A 26,198-nucleotide genomic window follows, 5' to 3' on the forward strand; every position below is an offset into this window, starting at 1 on the left:
GCCGGGGGCCGAGGAACCGGCCTCGGCCCCCGGAGGAGGCCCCGCGCCCGCCTCTGCGCACGCCCTCCGCCCGGTCCTACGCGGCCTCGACGACGTCGGCCCGTACGGCCGCCGCCCACTCCACCAGCAGCCGCTGGTACCGCTCCTGCTCGGCCGAGGTCAGCGCGCTGCCGGCGCGGGTCCAGAGCGCGCGGATCTCCTCGTTCACCACAGCGGCGGAGCGGGCGGGGCGGTCGGAACGGGGCTCGGAGGAGGACGGGACCTGTGGTGCGGAAGGGAGATCGACCATGGGACCAAGGCTACGGCGAGCCACTGACAATCGCCGGAGCGTGGCCCCGCCCGGCCCCGGGCCCCGGCCACGCCCCCTCACACCGACGCGCTCCAGTACTCGTGCGCGCCCCCGCCCTGCCACTCCACCCATTCCGGGTCGTCCAGCAGATCCCAGGCGTCGGGCAGCCCGGCCTGCCGGAGGAACTCGACCAGGTGGTCGTCGGAGTGGGCGAGCCCCATGATCCGGCCGCGGACCGTAACCCGCCGTCCGCCCGTCCCGGACACCCGGTGTACGACGATCGGTACATCACTCATACGGCCAAGGGTGCGTCGCTCCCGCCCCGGGCGCACCACTGGGGCCCCGCCCATCTTCCGTACCCCCTGTAACGTACGTCACAGAGATCCCTTCGGACGGGCGGGGGCTCCCCGATGCCCGACGGGCGGGTGCTCCGCCCCTGCCGGGTCTACCAGGTGACCGGGAGCTCGTAGGCGCCGTAGAGACCGGCGTCCGTCTTGAACGGGATGTCTTCGACCGGTACGGCGAGCCGCAGCCCGGGGATCCGGCGGAAAAGGGTGTCGAACACGATCTGCAACTCGGCGCGGGCGAGGTTCTGGCCCAGGCACTGGTGCGGCCCGAAGCCGAAGGCGATGTGGTTGCGGGCGCCGCGTCCGAGATCCAGCTCGGCGGGGTCGGGGAACACTTCCGGGTCCCAGTTGACCGAGAGGCCCGAGACCACGACCCCCGAACCCGCCTCGATCGTCACCCCGCCGACCGTCACGTCCTCCGTCGCCACGCGCGAGGTGACGAGGTCGGCTATCGCGAAGTAGCGCAGCAGCTCCTCGACGGCCAGGGGCGTCCTGGCCGGGTCGGCGGTGATCAGGGCGAGCTGGTCGGGATGGCGCAGCAGGGCGAGGACGCCGAGCGAGATCATGTTGGCGGTGGTCTCGTGGCCGGCCAGCAGGAGCAGGAAGGCGGTGCTGACCATGGCCTCGTGGTCGAAGGTGCCCTCCGCGCGCTGCTTGGCGATCTGCCGGCTGAACAGGTCGTCGCCCGGCTCGGTCTCCTTACGGGTGATCAGGTCGCCCATGTAGGAGCGGAGCTCCGCGAACGCCTGCTGCCGCGCCTGCGAGGGGTTGGTGCGGCGTATCACCGTGGCGGTGCGCTCCTGGAAGAAGTCGTGGTCGCCGTAGGGCACGCCGAGCAGTTCGCAGATGACCAGCGAGGGCACCGGCAGGGAGAGCGCCCGCACCAGGTCGACGGGGTGCGTCTCGGCGGCGAGCATCTCGTCGACGAACCGGTCGACGATGCTCTGGACGCGCGGGCGCAGCGCGGTCAGCCGCTTCAAGGTGAACTCGCCGAGTACGGCGCGGCGGGCGGCGGTGTGCTCGGGCGCGTCCATGCCGATCATCGTCGGCGGCTGGCTGATCAGCCGCTTGCGCGTTCCCGGGTCGGGGTCGAGGACCGGGAAGCCGGGCAGCCGCCGGTCCGAGGAGAACCTGCGGTCGGTGAGGACGGCGCGGCCTTCCTCGTGGCCGGAGATCCAGTACGCCTCGGCGCCGTCGGCCAGCCGGACGGTGCCGACCGGCCCCCGCTCGCGCAGCCGGGCGTACTGCTGGGGCTGGCTGAAGGGGCAGCCGCGCGCGACCGGGAGGCTCTGGCCGGGGCTTTCGACGGGCCGGGGACTGTCGACGGAACCAGGAGCTCCGACGGAATCGCTGATCGTCATGGACTTCCTCCGGTGGGTGTGCACGCGAGGGCCAGGTGGAGCGATCGAGCAAGCAAGCGATCGAGCAGGCCGGCGGGCCGCCGCACGGGACGGAGAAGCCGTCGCACAGGACGGAGAAGGAGACACGGCACTTACCTACCGGCCGGTCAGTAGATTACTTGCCGTCCGGCAAGTAGGCAACCCCGCGTCTCTCGGCGATGATCGACCCGGGCGTACGAGAACGCGTTCCGGCCATCCGAGGGCCCCGCCGGAGCACGAGGCGCCGACATGCGCGAAGCGGAGCCGTATTGGCGAAGCAGAGCCGACATGCGCGAAACAGAGAAGAGAAGAGGGAGCGGCGATGCCGTCACCGGGCCGGCGCAGTGGCAGCGACACGAAGGCCGAGATCCGCGAGGTGGCCACCGAACTCTTCACCGACCAGGGGTACGAGGCCACCTCGATGCGCCAGATCGCCGAGCGGCTCGGGATCACCAAGGCGGCCCTCTACTACCACTTCAGCAGCAAGGCGGAGATCGCGCACGCGCTCTTCGCCCGGTACCTGACGGCCCTCGACGAGACCGTCGTCTGGGCCCGGGAGCAGCCGCCCGGTCCCGAGCTCCGTATGCGGGCCGTGGACCGCATGGTCGGCCTGGCCGCCCGGGACCACCTGCCGGTGCTGCGGCTGGCCCTCGCCAACCCGCGCACGGACTTCAGCACGGAGCGTACGGGCGCCCGCGAACGGTTCGGGGAACTCCTGGCGGTCCTCACCGCCCCGGGGATCCCGGTGGAGGAGGAACTCCGCCTGCGCACGGCCCTGCTGAGCGTCCATTCGGTCCTGCTGGCCGCCCGGGGCAGCGACGCCTCCGAGGACCAGGTCATCGCCGTCGCCCGCGCCATCGCCCGGGACATCGCCCGGCCGCTCACCCCCGCGCCCCCGCGACCGGGCGGGGAACGGAGCGGGGAACCGGGCGGGGAATCAGGCGGAAACACGTCGGCGCCCGGGTCGGCCGAAGCCGGTCCGGGCGCCGCGTAACAGGCGTATCAGGTGTAACAGGCGTATCAGAGGCACCAGATGCAGCAGGTGCTGTCGGTAGGCCGTGTGGGACTCGAACCCACAACCAACGGATTAAAAGTCCGCTGCTCTGCCAATTGAGCTAACGGCCCTCGGCACAACAGACACGAGCATAGCCCGCCCGGGCCCGTGCGTAGATCAGGTATCCCCCTTCATCCCCCCGTACGGGGATCCGGAGGGACGGGGAAGGGCCCGTGCCACCCCCTCTCAGGGGGTCCCTGAGAGGGGTGGCGCGGGCCCTGCCAGCGGTGCCGGGGGTGCCGGGGGTCAGCCGTTGCGCTTCCAGCGGGGCTTGTCGTCGCGGCGGCCGAAGGATCCGGTGCCGGTGCCCGTCGTACCGCCACGGTGGTCGTCGCGGCGGGTGCCGGGACGGTCGTGTCCGGCCGAGCGGTAGCCGCCGGAGGGGCGGTCGTCACGGCGGTCACGGTTGAACGGGCGGTCACCGGCGCCCCGGTGGTCCCGGTGGTCGCGGCGCTCGAAGGGGCGGGCGCCCCGGTCGTCACGGCGGTCGTCGCGGCGGTCACGGTTGAACGGACGGTCGCCGCCACGGTCGCGGTTGAAGCCGCCCCGGTCGTCACGGCGGTCGTCACGCCGGTCACGGCTGAACGGACGGTCGTCACGGCGGTCGCCGCCACGGTCGTCCCTGCGGTCGTCACGGCGGAAACCACCCCGGTCACCGCCACGGTCGCCGCCCCGGTCGTCGCGCGGCGTGTAGCCCCGCGCGCCGCCCCGGCCGCTGCGCTCGCCCCGGTCGTCCCTGCGGTCGCCCCGGTCGTCACGACGGTCGTCCCGGCGGGCGAAGTTGCCGCGCTCGTCGCGCGGCGTGCTCTGCTGCGGCACGGACGCCGCCGCGGCGGCCTCCTCGACCGCGCGCTCGGCCTCGGCCGCCACCGCGGCCACCGCCGCCTCCGGGTCCTCGCCCCGCTCGCGCGCGGCGCGCGCCACCAGCCGGCCCGCCTCCTCGCGCAGTTCGACCGCGCGCCGCTGCGCCCGCTCCAACTGCCGGGTCAGGTCGGCGGCCTCGCGCTCGGCCTGCTTGGCCGCGTTGTTCGCGGAGTCCGCCTGGACCTCCGTGAGCGAACGCGCGCCGGTGATCTCCGCGACCTCCGGGTCGAACGCGCCCGCGCCGCCGACCATGTGGCGCGAGGCGTCCACGCCCGCGTCCTCCATCAGCCGGAAGATCTGCCGGCGCTGGTGCGGCAGCGCCAGCGAGACGACGACACCGGACTTGCCGGCCCGCGCCGTACGGCCCGAGCGGTGCAGGTAGTCCTTGTGGTCCCCGGCCGGGTCCACGTTGAGCACCAGGTCGATGCCGTCCACGTGGATACCCCGGGCCGCGACGTCCGTCGCGACGAGGGCGTTGACGTAACCGTCCTTGAAGTCGGCGAGCGTCCGGGTCCGCGCGCCCTGCGTCATCCCGCCGTGCAGCGCGTCGGCCTTCACGCCCGAGTCACGGAGCTGCTCGGCGATCCGGTCGGCGCCGAGCTGGGTCCGTACGAAGATGATGGTGCGGCCCTTGCGGGCGGCGATCGCCGCGGTGACCGGCGCCTTGTCCTTCGGCTTCACGACGAGCACGTGGTGCGTCATCGTCGTGACATTGCCCTGGGCGCTGTCGACCTCGTGGCTGACCGGGTCGGTCAGGTAGCGCTTGACGAGCGCGCTGATCTCGTTCTCCATCGTCGCGGAGAAGAGCATGCGCTGGCCGCCGGCCGGCACCAGGTCGAGCAGCTCGGTGACCTCGGGCATGAAGCCCAGGTCCGACATCTGGTCGGCCTCGTCGAGGATCGCGATCTGGACCTGCTCCAGCGAGCAGGCGCGGCGGTTGATCAGGTCGCGCAGCCGGCCCGGGGTGGCGACGAGGATGTCGACGCCGCGCTCCAGGGCGTAGATCTGGTTGGACATCGACGTACCGCCGCAGACGACCTTCATCTTCAGGCCGAGCACATCGCCGTACGGCTGGAGCGCGTCCGCGACCTGCATGGCCAGCTCACGGGTGGGGGTGAGGATGACGCCGCGCGGCTTCTTCTTCTCGGTGTGGCCGCCCGCCAGCGTGGCGAGCAGCGGCAGCCCGAAGGAGAGGGTCTTGCCGGAGCCGGTCCTGCCCCGGCCCAGGATGTCCTTGCCGGCCAGGGCGTCCGGGATGGTCGCGGCCTGGATCGGGAAGGGGGTGGTGACGCCGTTCTGGGCGAGCTTGCGGACGATGCCCTCGGGCAGGCCCAGGTCGCCGAAGGTGACACCGGAGCCGGGCTCGGAGGCGGCCGGTGACGTCTCGTCGGCCTCGGACGCGGCGAAGGACTCGGTGGCCTCTGCCGCGTCGGCGGCCACAGGGGCCTCGACGGCGTCGACGGTCTCGACACCCTTGTCGGCCTCGACGGTCTCGACGACCTCGACAGTCTCGGGCATGGCGGTGCGGTCAGTACTGGAAACGGACATGCGAAATGCGAAACCTTCCGGAGTCTCGGCACGCGCCCAAACTCCGTGATTCACAAATCAACCGCCTCTATGCGGTCAGCCACGGCAAGGGAGAGTACGCGCCACGCGGCGCTCTTCTGTGTCGGCGCCGGGCAATGATCAAACGATCTACTACCATACGCACCCACCCCCGCCTCAGGCAAACCGAGCCCCGCGTTCCCGCCCTGGTGAGCACCGGAGCTGGGGAGAAGTGGCGCGTCTCACACCGGGCTCGGCTGCGCCGACGCCGATGGCTCCCTCCGCTCCTTCCACTCCTTCCGCGCCCCCGCCCCCTCGGCCGAGGCCGAAGCGGCCGTCCTGGTGTCGGCGGGCGGAGAGGCCGACGGGGGCTCCTGCGGCCTGCTGGGCTCCGGCTCGGGGTCCGGGGGCTCGGGGGCGGGGCTCTGCGCGGGCGGCTGGCCGGTCGGCGGCGCGGGGCGGGTGGGCTCCTTGGTCGGTACGGGCTCGCCCCCGGGCCCGGTCGTCGGCTTACCGTGCCCCGGCTGCGGGCGGGTCCCGGTGGACGGCTTCGGCGACGGTACGGCGGGAGAACCGGCCCCCGGGGAGCCCCCGTTGGCCGCCGGCGACTCCGAGGCCCCGGCCGCCGCCGCGCCCCCCGGCCCGCCCTTGCCGTCGGGCCCCGCGTCGCCGCCCGCCTCGGCGTGCTCCGTACCCCCGCCTCCGCTCTTCTCCGTATGCCCCGGCCAGGAACCGGCACCACCGGATCCGGTCACGGCCCCCGTACCGCCGTCGGGTTCGGCGGCCCCGCCCGTACGCTCCGGGGCGAGCGAGACGGCCGGGGCCCCCGCGCCGTCGCCGACGCTCATACAGCCCGCGGAGCTGAGAGCCGCCAGGGACGAGACGAGCCAGACGGCGAGACGGCCAGGGGCGGACAACTGGCGCACGAGGGGCACCTCCGGGGCGCGGGGAAGAGGGACAGCAGAGGGGACGCGGATCTCCCTGCCCCCTGCTCAACTTCTTTTCCGGCACCGGGGACACGCCCTGCCCGCCCCGACCCGTCCCCCATCCGCCCCCTAAGGGGCGCACCACGGCGACGCGAACGCCAGGAACGACAACAGGAACGGCGACAAGATCAGCGGCGGGAACGGCGACGGCGGCGTCCGCGATCTTGCCGGGGCGCCGTTCTGCCGGACAATGGCCGTGTGCTGGAGATGACACGCGAGACCTTCGAAGAACTGGTGAGCCAGGCCCTCGATCAGATCCCCCAGGAGCTGACCCGGGTCATGGACAACGTCGCCGTCTTCGTCGAGGACGAGCCCGACCCCTCCGACCCCGAACTCCTCGGCCTCTACGAGGGCACGCCCCTCACCGACCGGGGCGAGTGGTACGCGGGCGTCCTGCCCGACCGCATCTCCATCTACATGGGCCCCACCCTGCGGTACTGCGGCAGTCCGGAGGAGGTCGTCCACGAGGTCTCGGTCACCGTCGTCCACGAGATCGCCCACCACTTCGGCATCGACGACGAGCGCCTGCACGAACTGGGCTGGGGCTGACACCCCCTCCGTACGCCCCGTACGCCCGAGGGCCGACACCCCGTACACCCGGGGGCCGACACCCCGACCCACAGCCGGGACCCCCCACCGTCCGTCGGAGCCCCCCGCCCCGTCCGCCGGGGAGTACTCCGCTCGGCGGGGGTTCGCGGTGATCACGCATGCCCCGCCCCGCCCCGGGGCATAGGCGCCCAATGGCCCGTGATGTCCCGCGCGGCACCGTCCTCGTCCAGGTCGATCCCCCGCATCCCCTCGCCCGTGCGCTCGGCATGGTCTCCGTCGTGCTGCTCGGCGCCTGGCTCGGGCTGCTGATCGTCGGCAGCGTACGGACGCCGGTCGGGCCGATGGACACCCGGATGACGCTCCGCCCCTCCCTCACCGGCGGCACGAAGATCAACGTCTCCCCGCTGGGCGCGCTGGAACTGGAGACGCACACCGCGCCCATCCGGCTCGACGTCGACGTCGACCAGCTCGACCCGGTCCGCTCCACCGCCCTCGTCCAGCACCCCGAACGCCTCTCCGGGCTCCAGAGCGAGGTCGGCCGCGACGTCAGGACCGGCACCACGGAGCTGGCCGTGCGCTCCGTCGTCGCCGTCGTCTCCGGGGCCACCGCCCTCGGCCTCGCGGTCTACCGCCGCCCCCGCCGCGCCCTCGCCGCCGGCGGTCTCGCCTTCTCGCTGCTGGGCGCCTCCGCCGTCGGCGCGTACGCCACCTGGAACCCGGAGTCGGTGCTGGAGCCGAAGTTCTCGGGGCTGCTCTCCTCCGCGCCCCAGGTCGTCGGCAACGCCCGCTCGATCGTCTCCGACTTCGACGTCTACCAGAAGGAGCTGGCCCGGCTGGTCACCAATGTGACCAAGCTGTACGACGCCACCTCCACCCTCCCGACCTTCCAGCCCGACCCGGCCACCCTCCGCGTGCTGCACGTCTCCGACATCCACCTCAACCCGGCGTCCTGGCACATCATCGGGTCGCTCGTGGAGCAGTACGGGATCGACGCCGTGATCGACTCGGGCGACACGATGGACCACGGCAGCTCCGCCGAGAACACCTTCCTCGACCCGATCGCCGACCTCGACGTCCCCTATGTCTGGGTACGCGGCAACCACGACTCGGCGCTCACCCAGGAGTATCTGGAGCGGACCCGGAACGTCCACGTCCTGGACCACGGCCGCGCCGTCTCCGTGGCGGGGATCCGGATCGCGGGCACGGGCGACCCGCAGTTCACCCCGGACCGTTCCAAGGAGGTACCGGGCGACCCGGCCGAACGCATGGCGGGCATCCGGCTCGCCTCCGCCATCCGCGACCAGGAGCGGGCCGGCACACCGGTGGACATCGCGGTCGCCCACAACCCGCTCGCCGCCCGCGAGGTGGACGGCACCGTCCCACTGGCCCTCGCCGGCCATGTGCACCACCGCGAGACCGAAGTGCTCCCCTTCGGCACCCGGCTCAAGATCGAGGGTTCGACGGGCGGCGGGGGGCTGCGCGCACTCCAGAACAAGAAGCCGGAGAAGGTCCGCGCCTCCGTCCTCTACCTGGACCGGACGACCAAGCGGCTCCAGGCCTGGGACGAGATCACGCTCGGCGGACTAGGCCTGACCACCGCGGAGGTAGCCCGGCACCTCCCAGAGGAAGCACGGAACCCCGACACGGAGACAGAAGAAAACACAGCCCCCGGCACGAGCACCGACACAGGCACGGACGCCGGCACGGACCCCGGAACGGGCACGGACGCCGACGCCGCCACGGACGCGGGCGCGAACGGCGGCACGGTCCCGGGCGCCCCAGGCACCCGCACAACCCCCCCTGCCGACCCCCCTGCCGACCCCCCTCCCGGCACACCCCCTCCAGCCTCCCCCACGAGCCCTCCCCCGGAATCCCCCGGCGAACCCCCCGAACCCACCCCCTGAACCACCCCCTCCATCCACCCCTCCGGCGTACCCCCAGGCGGGGGGTGCGTTAACCGTTTTGGTGATAGCTCCCCGCATCACATATGCTTCGGACGTCCCCGACGCGCTGCGAAGCGCCCAGGCGGGCCCTTAGCCCTCATCGTCTAGTGGCCCAGGACGCCGCCCTTTCAAGGCGGTAGCACGGGTTCGAATCCCGTTGGGGGCACGCACAACCTTGCGTATGCAGATTCGTTCCACATACGCAAATATGGTCCTGTGGAGCAGTTTGGAGTGCTCGCCACCCTGTCAAGGTGGAGGCCGCGGGTTCAAATCCCGTCAGGACCGCTGAAGTTCCTTGTGAACTTCGTGGCTGGGTAGCTCAGTTGGTACGAGCGATCGCCTGAAAAGCGATAGGTCGCCGGTTCGATCCCGGCCCCAGCCACCGCATCAGGGAAAGCTCCGGACAGTATGGCGTCCGGAGCTTTCTGGTGTCTCCAGCAGGCGGAGCACTCCTCGCCGAGGGCGGCATCGGCCGATGGCAAGCCGGGCATTACCTCACGTACCGCCCTAGAACGCCAGGTCCTCCCAAGCGATGCTCAGGGCGAAGGGCTCGGGGAACTCGATGCCGAGGCCGTCCGGCTCCCACTCACCCACGGGTACGTACACCGAAGGGCGCAGCGGTTTGACGGGAAGCCCGGCCCGGTCGATGGTGACCAGCTCGTACGCCCGCACCAAGGTGATGTCCCAGGTCCTGCCGGAGTCGAGCTCGATCTCCCAGTACCAGGGGATGGTGGCCTCCGCGTACCGGTCCATCTTCCACTGCCTGCGCCTGGGGGTATCCGAACCGGAGAGCACCTCACCCACAAGGACGGTGTCGGCGGCGAAGGTGTCGGCGCCACGGGGCAGGCAGCGGCGGACCAGGAAGTCGGGGGTGAGGAAGCTGGACCTGTCAGGTGTGAAGAAGACGTTGGTCCCCATTCCGACCTGCCAGCAGCGCTGTTCCTTGCCGCTGGTCTCCTCCCGCTTGGCGCGGCGGGCGTCAGCCTCGAGCGCGTTGCGCATGCGCACGGCGAATCGCTGGTGCTCCAGTGGGCCGCGCCTGTTCCACACGACCCTGCCCTGCCAAAGCTCGATCCCCTCCGCGAGGTCGTCCGGAAGCTCCTGGAGCTCCTCCCAGCTCAGGGTCTCGGGCAGGTTGAATGGAGATCCCTCGGCTGCGCCCGCCGACATGTCGCCTCCTCTGCTTCGTGTTCCTGGTCCCGAAGCAACGTAGCGGACCCGGCCCGCCGACTGGCTCCCCGATGGTGGCGTACTGCTACCGCGACATGCTCGACTTCCCCAGGTCGGCCGTCATCGTGGAGAACGGCGCCCCTCCCGCCGATGTCCTGGAGAACGCACGCGCGTACCGGTTCACCGCGACGGCGTCGGTGCGGCGCTTGGCCTCGCGTCCGCCGTCCTCGGTGATGCCGGTGGCGATGACCACGGCCCGGAAGACGATCTGGCGGTTCACCCGCACCGTGCGGTAGGTCGCGTCCAGGTAGACGCAGGGGAAGCGGGTGTGGTCCAGGGGGCGAGCGCGGAAGGCGGTCAGCGGTTGACCTTTCCGTGTCGCCTCGGTGTCGCCTCTGTGCTGCCTGGGTGTCGCTGCCTCGTCCGTCGGGCAGCGTCATCCGTCAGGGGCTGACGGGGTGGCTCTCCGGCGTCGGCGTCGTTATCCGGTCCATGTGGGCGTATCCCCAGTCGCACAGCGGGCGGAGTGCTTCGGCCAGACCGGAGCCGTACGGGGTCAGGGAGTATTCGACGTGCGGGGGAAGCTCCTGGAAGTCCTCGCGGACGACGATGCGGTCCGCCTCAAGGTCTTTGAGTGCTCCGATCAGCACTTTCTCGGTGATGCCGTCGACAAGGCGGCGCAGTTGGCCGAAGCGCCGGGGACCGTGGACGGCGAGTTGCCACAGCACCAGAAACTTCCACCTCCCTCCGACGACGGACAGTGCGGCGTCCAATCCGCAGTAGAAGCCACGCTCGGTCATCCGGACATACCTTTCCGTCCACCACCGGGAGGGGACTTGTTGTCGGGCGGTCATCGGAGTGGGCCCGATGTCAGCTCAGGGTGGCGACCTGGTCGACGGTGAACGGGATCAGCGCCTCCGTGTCCCCGGTGAGGACCTTGCGAGGCCACTCCGGGTCGGCGATCAGGGCGCGGCCGATCGCGATGAGGTCGAACTCGTCGCGCTCCAGCCGGTCCAGCAGGTTCTCGATGCCCGCCACCCCGGTCCGGCTGCCGCTCCGGAACCCGGGCTTGAACGCCTTGTCCAGGCCGACGGAGCCGACGCTGATGGTGGGCTTGCCGGTGAGCTTCTTCGTCCAGCCCGCGAGATTCAGGTCCGAACCCTCGAACTCCGGCACCCAGTACCGGCGGGTGGAGGAGTGGAAGGCGTCCGCCCCGGCCTCCGCGATCGGGGTGAGGACCGCCTCCAGTTCCTGCGGGGTGGTGGCCAGGCGCGCGTCGTAGTTGTCCACCTTCCACTGCGAGGTGCGGAAGACGATCGGGAAGCCGGCGGAGACGGCCTTCCGGCAGGCGGCCACGATTTCGGCGGCGAAGCGGGTACGGGCGACCGGGTCGCCGCCGTAGCCGTCGGTACGGTGGTTGGTGCGCGCCCAGAGGAACTGGTCGATCAGGAGGCCATGGGCGCCGTGCACCTCGACGCCGTCGAAGCCGGTGCGCTCGGCCGCGGCGGCGGCCTCGGCGAAGGCGGCGATCACCGCGTCCAGGTCGTCCTGGGTCATGGCCTTGCCGGCCGGGGCGCCGTCCAGCCCGATCCCCGAAGGGCCGACCGTCGGGGCGTCGGGGAACGGGCCCGCACCCTCGGGGCGCTGCACCCCGACATGGCAGATCTGCGCCAGAACCGAGGAAACATGCCGTGCCTTTCCACGGGCAAGTACCTACTTTTTTGTCAGTGCTTCCGGCGCGGATGTTGTCGTAGGAGTTGAGCCAGGGCGAGATCCCATCGCGCGGCCGAGTCGGGCTACACCTGAGCCATGCCGCCGTCGATACAGAGTTCCGCACCCGTCATGAAACTGCTCTCGTCCGAGGCGAGAAACAGCGCACCATGGGCGATCTCCTCGGGAAGCCCGAGGCGGCCCATCGGGACAAGGGTGCTCATGTGGGACCGGAGAGCCACTGGATCCTGGCCGAAGTACTCGGCCTGTCCGTCGATGATGGGTGTGTCGATCGGCCCCGGACTCAGCACATTGACCCGGAGACCCCGGCCGCCGAATTCCGCCGCCCAGGTGCGCGCGTAGGAGCGCACGGCGGCCTTCGCCGCACTGTAGGCCCCTGCCCCGGGATGCCCCTGGAATGCCGTGACCGAGCCCAGCAGAACGATCGAGCCGCCCGTTCGCAGAATCGGCAGCGCCTTCTGGACGGTGAAAAGGGTGCCACGGGCATTGAGGTCGAATATGCGGTCGAAGTGTTCCTCGGTCACGTCCCCGAAGTTCATCCGCTCAATGCTGCCCGCATTCGCGACGATCACATCGAGATGCCCGCTCTCCTGACGGACGGCCTCGACCACCCGGTCGAAATCACCCGGCACCGTGGCGTCCGCGGTGACCGCCGTGACATGTCCTTCGATGGAATCCTTCGCGGCTTCCAGCGCCTCCTTCCGTCGCCCCGTGATGTAGACGTGGGCGCCTTCGCTTCCGAATCTCCGGGCAATCGCCAGACCGAGGCCCGCGCTCCCGCCGGTGACGAGGGCGACCTTGTTCGCGAGACGCATGCTTTCTCCTTGGGTCGGAATTTTGGGTCGGAATTTGGGTCGGAAATTCCCGCGGCTTTCCGGCCCTGGTGGCCGCGCCGGCCGCGCCGGGTGTGCACCACGGTAGGAGCGGCCTTACATAGAGGCAAATAGTGGCAACGTATACTTCGCATTGACATCGTCTATGTCATGTCGAAGGTGGACGCGATGAACCTGCGCCAGTACGAATACGCCCTGGCCGTCGCCGACGAGGGCTCGATGACGGCGGCGGCAGAACGCCTGCGGATCACCCAGCCGTCTCTGTCGCAGCAGATCGGCGCCTTGGAGAAGCACCTCGGGGTTCGGCTGTTCACCCGTACCCCGAGCGGGGTGACGGTGACGGTGGCAGGGCGGGCATTCCTCGCGGAGGCGGAGATCGCGACGACCGCGTCCCGGCGTGCCGTCACGGCCGCCCGCGCCGCCGACGGGGAACTGGCCGGCGAACTCATCGTCGCTGTCCACATGGGCCTGGGAGCACGCCAACTCCCCCAGGCGCTGGGGCAGCTGCGCAGCCGCCACCCGAAGCTACAGGTGACTCTCCACGAGGAGCCCGATCCCGCGGACATGGAACGACTGCTCCGCCAGGGAACCCTCGACATGATCCTCGTGCACCGCATCCCCGCCGGATGCACCTTCGACGTTCACCCGCTGGGCAAGGAGGCCTATGTCGCCCTCCTGCCGAAGGGGCACCCGCTCCTCCCGGACAGCGCCGCCCTGCGCCTGGAGGACCTGGCGTCAGAAGGGTGGATCCGGTTCCGGCGCGCCAGCCTCCTCGACGACTACCTCGCCCACCTGCTCGCCGACGCGGGCCTCAGCCCGCACACGGTGGCCCGAGCGTCACAGATCTCCACCGCGGTGCGGCTCGTGGCCCAAGGCCTGGGCGTCACCGTGGTCCCGGCCTCGGCCATCCCCGAAGGCTTCGAAGAACTGGCCTGCCCGCTCCTGCCCGCCCTGACCGAGCCCGTCCTCGTCGGCGTACGGCGCGACCCGGGCCCGGCGGAGACGGCCATGCTCGACCATCTCCACCAGCAGAACTGGTGCGGTACGGGCCTCCTCTCCCGGCCCGCACCCGCGACCGACGTCCATCTCCGCAGGCCGGCAAGGTAACGAGGGCCGGGGATTCCGGCGGGGGTCATCCCGTACGGGACCACCGCTTCTCCCGTACGGGACCACCGCTACCCGCGCACGGGGGGCCGCCTCCCTCCGTACGGGACCACCGCTACCCGCGCACGGGGGGGCCGCCTCCCTCCGTACGGGCCCACCGCTTCTCCCGTACGGGACCACCCTCCACCCCGTACGGGATCACCGCTCCTCTCCAGGAAAACCGCGCGCCCGTCCCGCCCGCGCCCCCGCGCCGGAGCCGCCCCGGCGAATTCGTTCGCCACCCGCTCGGCCCGGGTGAGATCCTGGTCGCGGTATGTCTACTTCCTTCGCCGACCTCCAGACCCTGCTGGCCGACGTCTCGCTGCGCGACGCGCAGCGCCTCGGCCGCCGTCTCGAAGGCGCCCGGCGCATCCGCAAACCCGAGGCGCGACAGGCCGTGCTCGACGAGATCGCAGGTCAGGCCAGGAAGGCCGGCGAGCGGACGCGGCTGCGCGCCGGCCGGGTGCCCGCGGTCTCGTACCCGGACCAGCTCCCCGTCAGCCAGAAGAAGGACACGATCCTGGAGGCGATACGCGACCACCAGGTCGTGATCGTCGCCGGGGAGACCGGATCCGGCAAGACGACCCAGATCCCCAAGATCTGCCTGGAGCTCGGGCGTGGCGTGCGCGGCATGATCGGGCACACCCAGCCGCGCCGGATCGCCGCCCGTACGGTCGCCGAGCGGGTCGCGCAGGAGCTGGACACCCCGCTGGGCGAGGCGGTCGGCTGGAAGGTCCGCTTCACCGACCAGGTCGACCAGGACGCGACCTTCGTCAAGCTGATGACGGACGGCATCCTGCTCGCGGAGATCCAGACCGACCGCGAACTGCTCGCGTACGACACGCTGATCATCGACGAGGCCCACGAGCGCAGCCTCAACATCGACTTCCTGCTCGGCTATCTCGCCCAGCTCCTCCCCCGGCGCCCCGACCTCAAAGTCGTCATCACCTCGGCGACCATCGATCCGGAACGTTTCGCCCGGCACTTCGGGCGCTTCGCCGCCGTGGGCGTCGACGGCGGAGCGGACGGCGCGGACGGAGCGGACGGAGCGGAGCCGAGCGCCCCCATCGTCGAGGTCTCGGGGCGTACGTACCCGGTCGAGGTCCGCTACCGGCCGCTCCTGGAGGACGACAGCGCGGAGCGCGACCGGGACCAGATCACCGCGATCGCCGACGCCGTCGAGGAGCTGCGGCGCGAGGCCCCGGGGGACATCCTCGTCTTCCTCTCCGGCGAGCGGGAGATCCGCGACACCGCCGAGGCGCTCCAGAAGCTCGCCCACCGCGACACCGAGGTCCTGCCGCTCTACGCGCGGCTCTCGCACGCCGAGCAGAACCGGGTCTTCCAGCGCCCCGGCGGCGGGATCAGCCGCCGGATCGTGCTCGCGACGAATGTCGCGGAGACCTCGCTCACCGTCCCCGGCATCAAGTACGTGATCGACCCGGGCACCGCCCGGATCTCCCGCTACAGCCACCGCACCAAGGTCCAGCGGCTGCCGATCGAGAAGATCTCCCAGGCCAGCGCCAATCAGCGCAAGGGCCGCTGCGGCCGTACCTCCGACGGGATCTGTGTCCGGCTCTACTCCGAGGAGGACTTCGACGCCCGCCCGGAGTTCACGGACGCCGAGATCCTGCGGACCAACCTGGCCTCCGTCATCCTCCAGATGACCGCGGCGGGCCTCGGCGACATCGAGAAGTTCCCGTTCATCGACCCGCCGGACCACCGGAACATCCGGGACGGTGTCCAGCTCCTCCAGGAACTGGGCGCGTTCGACAGCGCCGAGAAGGCCGCAGAGGGGAAGGATCCGGCGGGGAAGGACCCGGAGGGGAAGAAGGGGACCAAGCGGCTCACTCCGCTGGGCCGCAAGCTCTCCCAGCTCCCGGTGGACCCCCGGCTCGCCCGGATGGTAGTCGAGGCCGACCGGAACGGCTGCGTACGGGAGGTGATGGTGATCGCCGCCGCGCTCTCCATCCAGGACCCGCGCGAGCGCCCCGCCGAGAAGCAGACGCAGGCCGACCAGCACCACGCCCGCTTCAGGGACGAGACCTCCGACTTCCTCGCCTTCCTCAACCTCTGGCGGTACGTACGGGAGCAGCAGAAGGCGCTGTCGTCCTCCGCGTTCCGCCGGATGTGCCGGACGGAGTATCTGAACTTCCTGCGGATCCGCGAGTGGCAGGACATCTACGCGCAGCTCCGTACGGTCGCCCGGCAGATGGGCATCCATCTCAACGAGGAGGACGGCGCCGAGCAGGCCGTCCATGTCTCGCTCCTCTCCGGGCTGCTGTCGCACATCGGCATGAAGGACGTGCGGGAGAAGGACGCTTCGAAGTCCGCGAAGGGGGACGGCGGCAAGGACGGCGGGCGCAAGGAGGGCGGCCGGGGCGAGTATCTGGGCGCCCGGGGCGCCAAGTTCGCGGTCTTCCCCGGCTCGGCGCTCTTCAAGAAGCCGCCGCGCTTCATCATGTCCGCGGAGCTGGTGGAGACCTCCCGGCTCTGGGCGCGGGTCAACGCGCGGATCGAGCCCGAGTGGATCGAACCGCTCGCCGGCCATCTCCTCAAGCGCACCTACAGCGAGCCGCACTGGGAGAAGGACGCGGCGGCCGTCATGGCGTACGAGAAGGTCACGCTGTACGGGGTGCCGATCGTCGCCCAGCGCAAGGTGAATTTCGGCCGTATCGACGCCGTGGTCTCGCGGGAGCTGTTCATCCGGAACGCGCTGGTCGAGGGCGACTGGCGCACGCACCACCAGTTCTTCCATGACAATCGCAAACTCCTCGGCGAGGTCGAGGAGTTGGAGCACCGGGCGCGGCGCCGCGACATCCTCGTGGACGACGAGACGCTCTACGACTTCTACGACCGCCGGGTGCCCGACGAGGTGGTCTCCGGCGCCCACTTCGACTCCTGGTGGAAGGCGAAGCGGCGCGAGGAGCCGGAGCTGCTCGACTTCGAGCGGTCGATGCTGATCAACGAGAAGGCCGGCTCGGTCACCAAGGACGACTATCCGGACTCCTGGCGCCAGGGGCGGCTGAAGTTCCGGGTGACGTACCAGTTCGAGCCGGGCGCGGACGCGGACGGGGTCACCGTCCACATCCCGCTCCAGGTGCTGAACCAGGTCACCTCCGAGGGGTTCGACTGGCAGATCCCGGGGCTGCGGGAGCAGGTGGTCGTGGAGCTGATCCGGTCGCTGCCGAAGCCCGTACGGCGCCACTACGTCCCCGCGCCGAACTACGCGGCGGCCTTCCTGGACCGGGCGGTCCCGCTCCAGGAGCCGCTGCCGGTCACGCTGGCGCGCGAGCTCCAGCGGATGGTCGGGGTGCCGGTGGCGGCCGAGGACTTCGATCCGAGCCGGATCCCGGACCACCTGAAGATCACGTTCCGGATCGTCGACGAGCGGCGCCGCAAGGTCGCCGAGGCGAAGGACCTGGAGACGCTGCGGCTCCAGCTCCGGCCGAAGGCCCGGCAGGCCCTCTCCCAGGCCGCGGCGGCGACGGCGGAGCGCTCGGGCGGCGAGACGATCGAGCGCACCGGGCTGACCGGGTGGACGATCGGGACGCTGGTACGGGTCTTCGAGACGCGGCGGGCCGGCCAGCCGGTGAAGGCGTACCCGGCCCTGGTCGACCAGGGCGCGAGCGTGGCCGTACGGCTCTTCGACACAGAGGCCGAGCAGGAGCAGGCGATGTGGGCGGGGACGCGGCGGCTGATCATGCTGAACATCCCCGTCAACCCGGCGAAGTTCGCCTCGGACAAGCTCACCAACAAGCAGAAGCTGGCGCTCTCCCGGAATCCGCACGGTTCGGTGCAGGCGCTCTTCGAGGACTGCGCGCTGGCGGCGGCGGACCGGCTGATCGCCGACCACGGGGGCCCGGCGTGGGACGAGGCCTCGTTCCGCGCCCTGTTCGACAAGGTCCGGGCCGACCTGGTCGACCTGACCGTGCGGACCATCGCCCAGGTCGAGCAGATCCTGGCCGCCTGGCAGGCCTGTGAGCGCCGTCTGAAGGCCACGAACAGTCTGGTGCTCCTCAACAACGTCCAGGACGTCAGGGACCAGCTCACGGCCCTCGTACCGGCCGGCTTCGTGACCCGTACGGGGCTGCGCAGGCTGCCGGACCTGATGCGCTACCTGGTGGCGGTGGACCGCAGGCTCCAGCAGATGCCGACGGCGGTCCAGCGGGACACGACGCGCATGGAGAAGGTCCATGAGATGGCGGACGAGTACGCCTGGCTGCTCGAACAGCTCCCGCAGGGGCGTCCTGTGCCGCGCGAGGTGCGGGAGATCCGCTGGATGATCGAGGAACTCCGGGTGAGCTACTTCGCCCACGCGCTGGGCACGGCGTACCCGGTCTCGGACAAGCGCATCGTGAAGGCGATCGACGCGGCAGCCCCCTGACTGCCCCGCCTGCCCCGCCAGACCCGCCGGCCCCGCCGCACCGGGGCGTCCAGGGGGCGCCCCGATCCAATTCGACCGCACCCTCCGAGCTGCTGTAGAGTCTCGTCTCGCAGCCGCCACTACGGGGCCGCGAAACGCCAGGTCCTGTGGAGCAGTTTGGAGTGCTCGCCACCCTGTCAAGGTGGAGGCCGCGGGTTCAAATCCCGTCAGGACCGCAAGAGATCAACCAGAAGGGCCGCACTCCATCACCGGGACTGCGGCCCTTCTGCGGTACGTGAGCCGTACCGGGCCCGGAGGCCGCGCCCGCGGCGGAGCCGCGATCAAATACAGCAAATCCCGTCAGGACCGCACCCCCACGACCGACCAGAAGGGCCGCACCCCGTCACCGGGGCCGCGGCCCTTCTGCCGTGCGCCGGATGCGGTGTCTCCTGCCGTACCGGGGCCAGGGGCGCGCCCGTACGCCCGTTGTAGCCGTCCGAGGTGCGTTCGGCGTACGGGGTGCGCCTCGTGCGCCCGTTCTGTGACTCCATTGCATACGGCAAGCGCCGTCGACGCGGCGGTAACGCCGCAGTAATGGCGTCCTCAAATCCGCCGGGGTGGGGCCGGAGCGGCTTGACGGGGTTCTCGGGGCGGGGGTACTCAAGCAGAAGGGCCCCGTTCCTTCACATTCCGGGCCCGCGCCGGGGGTGGTGTGCGTGACCGCGTCGACGGTGGGGCAAGCAGTTCGGCCCCGGCCCGTGAAACAGCCGAAGCACGAGACCGCGGCGCTGCTGCGGGCCCATCTGGCGGCCGCGTCGGGCCGTCCGCACGCCACCGGGTACTGCCCGGTCTGCCATCGCCTCCAGCGGCTCGTCAGGGAGTCCGCGACGGCGGCGGACCCGGTGCCCGGATTCGGCGGCTTCCTCGCGGAGAAATTACCCGCCGATCAACCTCCCGCCGCCATCTGAGGTTTGACTCCCGTTCAGACGGGACGAGCCGGGAGCTCGGCGGACGGAGCGCTTCCGGGGGGCTCGGCGGTCACCGGCCGGCCGCTCCCGAGACGCGTCGGAGGTCCTGGCAAGACGGCACAAGTGACGTGACCGGAGTCACACCGCAACTTCCTGCCCAGCAAGGGCTTACACCCTCCCTACACGACGCCAATTTAATATGTGCAATTGCACCGCCCTCACGAACCCTCCCCCACCCGTTCCCCACCCTCCCCGGAACCACTCACTCCACACGGTTTCCCCGCAGAAAAAAATCGCGCCGGACTCGGCGGAGTCCGGCGCGATCGACGACGTGCCCGATGTGCGTGGGCGTGGGACCTGTTGGGGCAGGTGCCCGTCGTGTGGAGCCATGAGGCGGGACGGCCGGATATGGGGGACCCGGCTGTGCCCTGGTTGGTTTGCGCCCTAAATGAGCCTTACTGGGGTGTTCAGGCCTCGCTGCGCTGCTGCGGGATCCCCGCAAGCAGTGCGCGGACCTCTGCCTCGCGGTACCGGCGATGTCCACCGAGCGTGCGGATGGACGTGAGCTTGCCGGCCTTTGCCCAGCGTGTGACCGTCTTCGGGTCCACACGGAACATCGTGGCAACCTCAGCCGGGGTCAGCAGCGGCTCGGCATCAGGGGTGCGAGCGGTCATGAGCGGCCTCCTCGGGAGAACCGAACCATCTCGGTTCTTTCCTCTAAATTCTGCACCTTGGCCCGCGTTGCCCGAAATGGCGGACGCGGGCCGAGTCGGTTATAGGACGAACGGCTTGTCCTCGGCACTACAACTACACCATCCGTCCAGCCACGTAGGCCAAACCGATGGAATTGCCCTCTGAGGTGCCCATCAGCGGCGGAAGACGATGGACCATGCCATAGCGGACAGTCACGTCACAGATACGATCAGTCACAGAAAGATCAGGAGTCACTGGCCCCCCTACATAGAGTGCAATGCCGAGCATTCCGCCCATACATGGACGTAGGGAGCCCTCCCCGGACTCCTTGTCCTATTTTGGCACGAGGAGGGGTGATGGGCGCAAGAGCCCCGTTAGTGCGGTCCATCACCCTTGCGAGCAAAGGCCCGGATCGGGACCTACGCCCCGATGCCCGTTTCCCCCGGCGGGCGTGCCCGTTTCCCGGCCACCACCTGCCCGTTCGGCCGCCCGGCGATCACCCGGCGACCGCCCGGCACCCGGCGGCTCAGCTCGCGTGCTGCCGGTTCCGCACCGCGCTCCAGCGCGCCACCAGCCGGCCGTACGCGGCCCCCGCGGCCTCCATGTCGCCGTCCCGCAGCGCCGCCACCGCCGCCGTCACATCGGCCGCCGAGTGATCGTCGGCCAGCCGCTCCCGGGGCATCGCGTGGACGAGACCGCCGTAGTCCAGTTCGACCAGTGAACGCGGGTGGAACTCCTCCAGCCACCGCCCCACCTCGATCAGCCCTTCGATCATCGGAGCCTCGTCCAGGGTCTCGCGGAGCGTCTTCAGCGCCCGCGCCAGCCGCCGCCTGGCCTGCACCATCGGGGTCCGGTAGCGCAGTACGGGCGCCCCCGCGCCGTCCGGGTCCGCGCCGCCCTCCCCGGGCGCCGGCGACTCGTTCCCGTACAGCCGCTCCTCGTCCGAGAAGAGCGCGAACCACCCCACCGGCACCTGCCAGACCGCCGACCTGATCCACGGCCGCGCGTCCGGATTCCGGTCCCGCCAGCGCTCGTAGTCCGAAGTGGCCTGAATGCGCACCACCGGCGGCAGCACCGCGTCCAGCAGCGGGGGCGGCAGCGTACGGGTCAGCTCCTCCAGGGCCAGCCAGCCGCGCAGCCGGGTCCGCCACGGGCAGACGCACACCACGCCGTCCACCTCGGTGACGAACGCGTCCCCGCTCTCGTGCACCGGCACCGCCACCGGCGGGGTGGGCAGCAAGTCGGCGAGGGAGCGCCGCAGTTCCTCCTGGGCCCCGGGAGCGCGCTCCCCCGTGGCATAGCGCGCCCAGTGGCTGCGCTCCGGTTCGGGGAAGGCTCCCAGAGGCTCGTACACCCGCAGGTAGGACGCATAAGGGACATGGACAGAAGTCACCGCCGGCATGGGCCGCATCGTCCCACGCCCGCCACCCCCGAGGGGGTGATCCTCGGCACTGCGGCTGATCCACACCGGCGGAGGGCCTACCCTCATGCTTGCCCGAGGGTCGTCCCACCACCCACCGGGACGACCCCGCCCGACGCCGTTCTTCTCATGGGGAGTCACTACCGTGACCGATGTCTCCGGCGCGCACGCTGACGTACTGCACACCCTGTTCCACTCGGACCAGGGCGGTCATGAACAAGTCGTGCTCTGCCAGGACCGCGCCACCGGCCTCAAGGCCGTGATCGCGATCCACTCCACCGCCCTGGGACCCGCCCTCGGCGGCACCCGCTTCCACCCGTACCCCTCCGAGGCCGAGGCCGTCGCCGACGCGCTCAACCTGGCCCGGGGCATGTCGTACAAGAACGCCCTCGCCGGGCTCGACCACGGCGGCGGCAAGGCCGTGATCATCGGGGACTCCGAGCGGTTCCAGGGCGCGGAGCGGAGCGAACTGCTCCTCGCGTACGGCCGGTTCGTGGCCTCGCTCGGCGGGAGATATGTCACCGCCTGCGATGTCGGTACGTACGTGGCGGACATGGACGTCGTGGCGCGCGCCTGCCCCTGGACCACCGGGCGCTCCCCGGAGAACGGCGGCGCCGGCGACTCGTCCGTGCTCACCGCCTTCGGCGTCTACCAGGGCATGCGCGCCAGCGCCCAGCACCGGTGGGGCGACCCGTCACTGCGCGGGCGCCGGATCGGCATCGCGGGCGTCGGGAAGGTCGGCCACCACCTGGTGGGGCACCTGCTCGGCGAGGGCGCCGAGGTGGTGGTGACGGATGTACGGGAGGCCTCGGTACGCCGGGTCACCGACGCGCACCCGGAGGTGACCGCCGTCGCCGGCACGGACGCCCTGGTCCGCACCGAGGGCCTGGACATCTACGCCCCGTGCGCGCTCGGCGGCGCGCTGGACGACGCGACGGTGGCCGCCCTCACCGCGACGGTGGTCTGCGGCGCGGCCAACAACCAGCTCGCCCACCCGGGCGTCGAGAAGGATCTCGCGGACCGGGGCATCCTGTACGCGCCCGACTACGTGGTGAACTCGGGCGGAGTCATCCAGGTCGCCGACGAGCTGCACGGCTTCGACTTCGAGCGGTGCAGGGCGAAGGCCGCGAAGATCTTCGACACGACCCTTTCGATCTTCGCACGTGCGAAGGAAGACGGTATTCCGCCGGCCGCGGCGGCCGACCGGATCGCCGAACACAGGATGGCCGAAGCTCGACGGTCGTAACCCCGACGGCGCATCCGGGGCGCCCCTGAGGCACCCCCGATCGCGCCCCCGATCGCACCCCGAGTGTGACACTCGACACCCTCCGGAGCGGGGCTCCGCGTGGCTCCGGCCGCGCTCCGCCGACCGGCGAGACCAGGCTCACGCCGGTCGGCGGGTCGCCCCTCCGGAAGACGTTAAAATCGGTGCTGACCAGCGACGACGGGGCGTCTCGCGGACCCCGCTCCGGGGCACGTCATGTGGGCGGCGTACCGTATGGCCCCGGAAGCAGGTACCGTTGAACCCCTACGGACGGGTCTCTCCGCGGAGGGCTCGTTCTGATTCATGAACGCGTGTCAAGACTCTGGGGCCGTCGAGCCCCGTCACCGAGGGGGTCGAGCCATGGGGCGCGGCCGGGCCAAGGCCAAGCAGACGAAGGTCGCCCGCCAGCTGAAGTACAACAGCGGCGGGACAGACCTGTCGCGTCTGGCCAACGAGCTGGGCGCATCGCCTTCAAGTCAGCCACCGAACGCGGAGCCGTTCGAGGACGACGACGAGGAAGATGACCCGTACGCGCAGTACGCGGAGCGCTACAACGCGGACCCGTACAAGGACGACGAGGACGAGGACGACCAGTCCGGACCCTCGACCAAACGCCGCGGCGCTTGACGTCCCGTACCACTGACGTCCGTACCAGCGGCACGGACTCTGTCCGTACCACCGTGTACTGAGCCGTCACACCGAGCGGCAGCTCGTCATCGGCACCAGCCCGGTCCGGGGCCCACAGCCCGGGACCGGGTTCTGTGCTGTCCACGGCGCTCCCCCGAGGGCCCCGGGACCTGGGGTCAGCTCGCGTAGTCGCCGGTCAGGGCGGCTCCGCCGGTGTGGTGGTCCCCTCGTTCGGTGATCTCGCCCGCGATCCACGCCTCGACCCCGCGGTCGGCGAGGGTGGTGAGCGCGGCGTCGGCGGAGTCCGCCGGGACGACGGCCATCATGCCGACGCCCATGTTCAGGGTCTTCTCCAGCTCCAGCCGCTCCACCTGCCCCGCGGTGCCGACCAGCTCGAAGACGGCCCCGGGGGTCCAGGTCGAGCGGTCGACCGTGGCGTGCAGCCCGTCCGGGATCACGCGGGCGAGGTTGGCCGCCAGGCCGCCGCCGGTGATGTGACTGAACGCGTGCACCTCGGTCGTCCGGGTGAGCGCCAGACAGTCCAGTGAGTAGATCTTGGTGGGCTCCAGCAGCTCCTCGCCGAGGGTGCGGCCGAACTCCGGGACCTCGCGCTCCAGCGACCAGCCGGCCCGGTCGAAGACCACGTGGCGGACGAGCGAGTACCCGTTCGAGTGAAGTCCCGAGGACGCCATGGCGATGACCGCGTCCCCCGTACGGATCCGGTCGGGGCCGAGGAGCTGGTCCGCCTCGACCACGCCCGTACCGGCGCCGGCCACGTCGAAGTCGTCCTCGCCGAGGAGGCCCGGGTGCTCGGCGGTCTCGCCGCCGACCAGGGCGCAGCCGGCCAGCACACACCCTTCCGCGATGCCCTTGACGATGGCGGCGACCCGCTCGGGGTGGACCTTGCCGACGCAGATGTAGTCGGTCATGAAGAGCGGTTCCGCGCCGCAGACGACGAGGTCGTCCACGACCATGCCGACGAGGTCGTGGCCGATCGTGTCGTACACGCCGAGCTTGCGGGCGAGGTCGACCTTGGTGCCGACGCCGTCGGTGGCGGAGGCGAGCAGGGGGCGCTCGTACCGCTTGAGCGCGGAGGCGTCGAAGAGCCCGGCGAAGCCGCCGAGGCCGCCGAGGACCTCGGGGCGGCGGGTCTTGCGCACCCATTCCTTCATCAGCTCGACCGCGCGGTCACCGGCTTCGATGTCGACGCCCGCGGCGGCATAGCTGGCACCAGTAGTCGTTTCGGACATGGCTGGATACTTTCCTGTCGTCGTGGGGTCGTCGTACGTCATCGGAGTCTCGGGGTGGGTCATCGGATCGGCGTGATCGGCGTCGTCGGGGTCGTCGGCGTCATCGGTGGGGCGTACCGGGGTTCGTACGGCGGTGCCGGGCCCGGTGCGGTGCGGCCGGGCGGCCGGAACCGGGCCCGCGGGCCGAGGCGGGCGGGGACGGTCCCGGGCGGCGGGCGCCACGGGGCCCCTACGGCCTGCGGACCGCTTCCGACGCGGCGGTGGCCGCGGGTCCCGCCGCGAGTTCGGTCTCCAGGAGCCGCTTGCCCAGCAGCTCGGGGTCGGGGAGCTCCATCGGGTACTCGCCGTCGAAGCACGCGCGGCAGAGCTTGGGCTTGTCGATGGTGGTCGCGTCGATCATCCCGTCGATCGAGATGTACGCGAGGGAGTCGGCGCCCAGCGAGACGCCGATCTCGTCGACCGTCATCCCGTTGGCGATCAGCTCCGCGCGGGTGGCGAAGTCGATACCGAAGAAGCAGGGCCACTTCACCGGCGGCGACGAGATCCGGACATGGACCTCGGCGGCGCCCGCCTCGCGGAGCATCTTGACGAGGGCCCGCTGGGTGTTGCCCCGGACGATCGAGTCGTCCACGACGACCAGCCGCTTCCCCCGGATTACCTCTTTCAGCGGATTGAGCTTGAGCCGGATGCCGAGCTGCCGGATGGTCTGCGACGGCTGGATGAAGGTCCGGCCGACATACGCGTTCTTGACCAGGCCCGACCCGTAGGGGATGCCGCTGGCCTCCGCGTACCCGATAGCGGCGGGGGTGCCGGACTCCGGGGTGGCTATGACCAGGTCCGCCTCGACCGGGGCCTCCTCGGCCAGTTTCCGGCCCATCTCGACCCGGGAGAGATAGACGTTCCGTCCGGCTATGTCCGTGTCGGGGCGTGCGAGGTAGACGTACTCGAAAACACAGCCCTTGGGCTTCGCATCCGCGAATCGCTGGCTGCGGAGACCGTTCTCGTCGATGGCGATCAGCTCGCCGGGCTCGATCTCCCGCACGAAGGAGGCGCCGCAGATGTCGAGGGCGGCCCCCTCGGAGGCGACCACCCAGCCGCGCTCCAGCCGGCCGAGGACCAGCGGGCGGATGCCCTGCGGGTCGCGGGCGGCGTAGAGGGTGTGCTCGTCCATGAAGACGAACGAGAACGCGCCCTTGACGTCGGGCAGGATCTTGGCGGCGGCTTCCTCGACCGTCAGCGGCTTGCCGTCGGCGTCCGCCTGGTTGGCCAGCAGGGCCGTGACCAGGTCGGTGTCGTTGGTGGCGGCGACGCGGGTCGTCCGGCCGTTCTCCTTGGGCAGGTCGGCGACCATCTCGGCGAGCTGGGCGGTGTTGACCAGGTTGCCGTTGTGGCCGAGCGCGATGGAGCCGTGGGCGGTGGCCCGGAAGGTCGGCTGCGCGTTCTCCCACACCGAGGCTCCGGTGGTGGAGTAGCGGGCGTGGCCCACCGCGATATGCCCCACGAGGGAGCTGAGGGAGGTTTCGTCGAAGACCTGTGAGACGAGGCCCATGTCCTTGAAAACCAGGATCTTGGAGCCGTTGCTCACTGCGATGCCCGCGGACTCCTGTCCACGGTGCTGTAGGGCATACAGTCCGAAATAGGTGAGCTTGGCGACCTCTTCACCCGGAGCCCAGACTCCGAAGACGCCACATGCGTCCTGGGGGCCCTTCTCGCCGGGGAGCAGGTCGTGGTTGAGTCGTCCATCACCACGAGGCACGCCACCGAGTGTAGGCGAGATCGA

Annotated in this window: 20 protein-coding genes, 5 tRNA genes and 2 pseudogenes; 12 read left to right on the forward strand and 15 right to left on the reverse strand. The window is 70.8% G+C overall.

The genetic code is table 11. The annotated features are described in order from the left end of the window. Nucleotides 1-76: 76 nt before the first annotated feature. From AB0O07_RS32800 to AB0O07_RS32810, 3 genes are all read right to left on the reverse strand, one after another. Nucleotides 77-289 carry a hypothetical protein gene (locus AB0O07_RS32800; RefSeq protein ID WP_365640330.1) on the reverse strand — a complete coding sequence of 71 codons (213 nt, stop codon included), beginning with the start codon at nt 287-289 and terminating at the stop codon, nt 77-79. Nucleotides 290-366: 77 nt separating this feature from the next. After that, nucleotides 367-585 (reverse strand): hypothetical protein, encoded by a 219-nt coding sequence (locus AB0O07_RS32805; RefSeq protein ID WP_365640332.1) that lies wholly within the window; start codon nt 583-585, stop codon nt 367-369. A gap of 149 nt (nt 586-734) precedes the next feature. Further along, nucleotides 735-1,997 (reverse strand): cytochrome P450, encoded by a 1,263-nt coding sequence (locus AB0O07_RS32810; RefSeq protein ID WP_365640334.1) that lies wholly within the window; start codon nt 1,995-1,997, stop codon nt 735-737. Between the two features lie 340 nt (nt 1,998-2,337). On the opposite strand from AB0O07_RS32810, the gene AB0O07_RS32815 reads away from it, so the two are divergent. Beyond that, on the forward strand, nt 2,338-3,009 hold the full coding sequence (locus AB0O07_RS32815; RefSeq protein WP_365640336.1) for a helix-turn-helix domain-containing protein: 672 nt from the start codon (nt 2,338-2,340) through the stop codon (nt 3,007-3,009). 58 nt (nt 3,010-3,067) lie between these two features. On the opposite strand, the gene AB0O07_RS32820 is transcribed toward AB0O07_RS32815, so the two are convergent. From AB0O07_RS32820 to AB0O07_RS32830, 3 genes are all read right to left on the reverse strand, one after another. Then, nucleotides 3,068-3,140 (reverse strand) — tRNA-Lys (locus AB0O07_RS32820). A gap of 175 nt (nt 3,141-3,315) precedes the next feature. After that, nucleotides 3,316-5,481 carry a DEAD/DEAH box helicase gene (locus AB0O07_RS32825; protein ID WP_365640338.1) on the reverse strand — a complete coding sequence of 722 codons (2,166 nt, stop codon included), beginning with the start codon at nt 5,479-5,481 and terminating at the stop codon, nt 3,316-3,318. Nucleotides 5,482-5,720: 239 nt separating this feature from the next. Then, entirely contained in the window at nt 5,721-6,404 is a 684-nt protein-coding gene (locus tag AB0O07_RS32830) for a hypothetical protein (protein ID WP_365640341.1), read from the reverse strand. 258 nt (nt 6,405-6,662) lie between these two features. Here AB0O07_RS32830 and AB0O07_RS32835 point away from each other — a divergent pair, with 258 nt between their 5' ends. The 5 genes from AB0O07_RS32835 (at nt 6,663) to AB0O07_RS32855 (ending at nt 9,338) form a co-directional block, all read left to right on the forward strand. Beyond that, the gene (locus AB0O07_RS32835) at nt 6,663-7,013 is read left to right on the forward strand and encodes a metallopeptidase family protein (RefSeq protein ID WP_365640343.1); all 351 of its coding nucleotides are present in this window, start codon (nt 6,663-6,665) and stop codon (nt 7,011-7,013) included. 266 nt (nt 7,014-7,279) lie between these two features. After that, a complete protein-coding gene (locus tag AB0O07_RS32840; RefSeq protein ID WP_365640525.1) occupies nt 7,280-8,917 on the forward strand; it encodes a metallophosphoesterase in 1,638 nt (545 codons plus the stop codon). Between the two features lie 132 nt (nt 8,918-9,049). After that, nucleotides 9,050-9,122: transfer RNA gene (locus AB0O07_RS32845), tRNA-Glu, on the forward strand. A 44-nt stretch (nt 9,123-9,166) separates the two neighbouring features. Continuing rightward, a tRNA-Asp gene (locus AB0O07_RS32850) sits at nt 9,167-9,241 on the forward strand. A 23-nt stretch (nt 9,242-9,264) separates the two neighbouring features. After that, nucleotides 9,265-9,338 (forward strand) — tRNA-Phe (locus tag AB0O07_RS32855). 125 nt (nt 9,339-9,463) lie between these two features. Here the strand turns inward: AB0O07_RS32855 and AB0O07_RS32860 are convergent. From AB0O07_RS32860 to AB0O07_RS32880, 5 genes and pseudogenes are all read right to left on the reverse strand, one after another. Further along, a complete protein-coding gene (locus tag AB0O07_RS32860; RefSeq protein ID WP_365640346.1) occupies nt 9,464-10,126 on the reverse strand; it encodes a Uma2 family endonuclease in 663 nt (220 codons plus the stop codon). A 211-nt stretch (nt 10,127-10,337) separates the two neighbouring features. Continuing rightward, nucleotides 10,338-10,487 (reverse strand): annotated as a pseudogene (locus tag AB0O07_RS32865) (transposase); the annotation flags it as partial. A gap of 82 nt (nt 10,488-10,569) precedes the next feature. Then, a complete protein-coding gene (locus AB0O07_RS32870) occupies nt 10,570-10,926 on the reverse strand; it encodes a helix-turn-helix domain-containing protein (protein ID WP_365640348.1) in 357 nt (118 codons plus the stop codon). A 70-nt stretch (nt 10,927-10,996) separates the two neighbouring features. Then, nucleotides 10,997-11,803 (reverse strand): annotated as a pseudogene (locus AB0O07_RS32875) (12-oxophytodienoate reductase); the annotation flags it as partial. A 119-nt stretch (nt 11,804-11,922) separates the two neighbouring features. Beyond that, the gene (locus AB0O07_RS32880) at nt 11,923-12,672 is read right to left on the reverse strand and encodes a glucose 1-dehydrogenase (protein ID WP_365640351.1); all 750 of its coding nucleotides are present in this window, start codon (nt 12,670-12,672) and stop codon (nt 11,923-11,925) included. Between the two features lie 186 nt (nt 12,673-12,858). On the opposite strand from AB0O07_RS32880, the gene AB0O07_RS32885 reads away from it, so the two are divergent. From AB0O07_RS32885 to AB0O07_RS32900, 4 genes are all read left to right on the forward strand, one after another. Next, complete coding sequence (locus AB0O07_RS32885) at nt 12,859-13,797, forward strand: LysR family transcriptional regulator (protein ID WP_365640527.1); 939 nt, start codon at nt 12,859-12,861, stop codon at nt 13,795-13,797. Between the two features lie 310 nt (nt 13,798-14,107). Beyond that, entirely contained in the window at nt 14,108-18,217 is a 4,110-nt protein-coding gene (gene hrpA, locus AB0O07_RS32890; RefSeq protein ID WP_365640354.1) for an ATP-dependent RNA helicase HrpA, read from the forward strand. A 140-nt stretch (nt 18,218-18,357) separates the two neighbouring features. Next, nucleotides 18,358-18,432, forward strand: a tRNA-Asp gene (locus AB0O07_RS32895). A gap of 522 nt (nt 18,433-18,954) precedes the next feature. Further along, nucleotides 18,955-19,164 (forward strand): DUF6274 family protein, encoded by a 210-nt coding sequence (locus AB0O07_RS32900; protein WP_365640355.1) that lies wholly within the window; start codon nt 18,955-18,957, stop codon nt 19,162-19,164. Between the two features lie 467 nt (nt 19,165-19,631). Here AB0O07_RS32900 and bldC read toward each other — a convergent pair whose 3' ends face one another. After that, nucleotides 19,632-19,838: a developmental transcriptional regulator BldC gene (gene bldC / locus AB0O07_RS32905; RefSeq protein ID WP_003949541.1), complete on the reverse strand. Its 207-nt coding sequence runs from the start codon at nt 19,836-19,838 to the stop codon at nt 19,632-19,634. 545 nt (nt 19,839-20,383) lie between these two features. Then, a complete protein-coding gene (locus AB0O07_RS32910) occupies nt 20,384-21,259 on the reverse strand; it encodes a hypothetical protein (RefSeq protein WP_365640356.1) in 876 nt (291 codons plus the stop codon). Nucleotides 21,260-21,422: 163 nt separating this feature from the next. Here AB0O07_RS32910 and AB0O07_RS32915 point away from each other — a divergent pair, with 163 nt between their 5' ends. Next, nucleotides 21,423-22,523, forward strand: coding sequence for a Glu/Leu/Phe/Val dehydrogenase dimerization domain-containing protein (locus tag AB0O07_RS32915; protein ID WP_365640358.1), 1,101 nt, complete (start codon nt 21,423-21,425; stop codon nt 22,521-22,523). Nucleotides 22,524-22,901: 378 nt separating this feature from the next. After that, a complete protein-coding gene (locus AB0O07_RS32920; protein WP_365640360.1) occupies nt 22,902-23,168 on the forward strand; it encodes a DUF3073 domain-containing protein in 267 nt (88 codons plus the stop codon). Between the two features lie 176 nt (nt 23,169-23,344). Here AB0O07_RS32920 and purM read toward each other — a convergent pair whose 3' ends face one another. Next, complete coding sequence (purM, locus tag AB0O07_RS32925) at nt 23,345-24,418, reverse strand: phosphoribosylformylglycinamidine cyclo-ligase (RefSeq protein WP_365640363.1); 1,074 nt, start codon at nt 24,416-24,418, stop codon at nt 23,345-23,347. Nucleotides 24,419-24,647: 229 nt separating this feature from the next. Beyond that, nucleotides 24,648-26,174, reverse strand: coding sequence for an amidophosphoribosyltransferase (gene purF, locus AB0O07_RS32930; protein WP_365640365.1), 1,527 nt, complete (start codon nt 26,172-26,174; stop codon nt 24,648-24,650). Nucleotides 26,175-26,198: the final 24 nt, after the last annotated feature.

Origin of the sequence: Streptomyces sp. NPDC093085, from assembly GCF_040683935.1 — a bacterium.
Classification (GTDB): domain Bacteria; phylum Actinomycetota; class Actinomycetes; order Streptomycetales; family Streptomycetaceae; genus Streptomyces.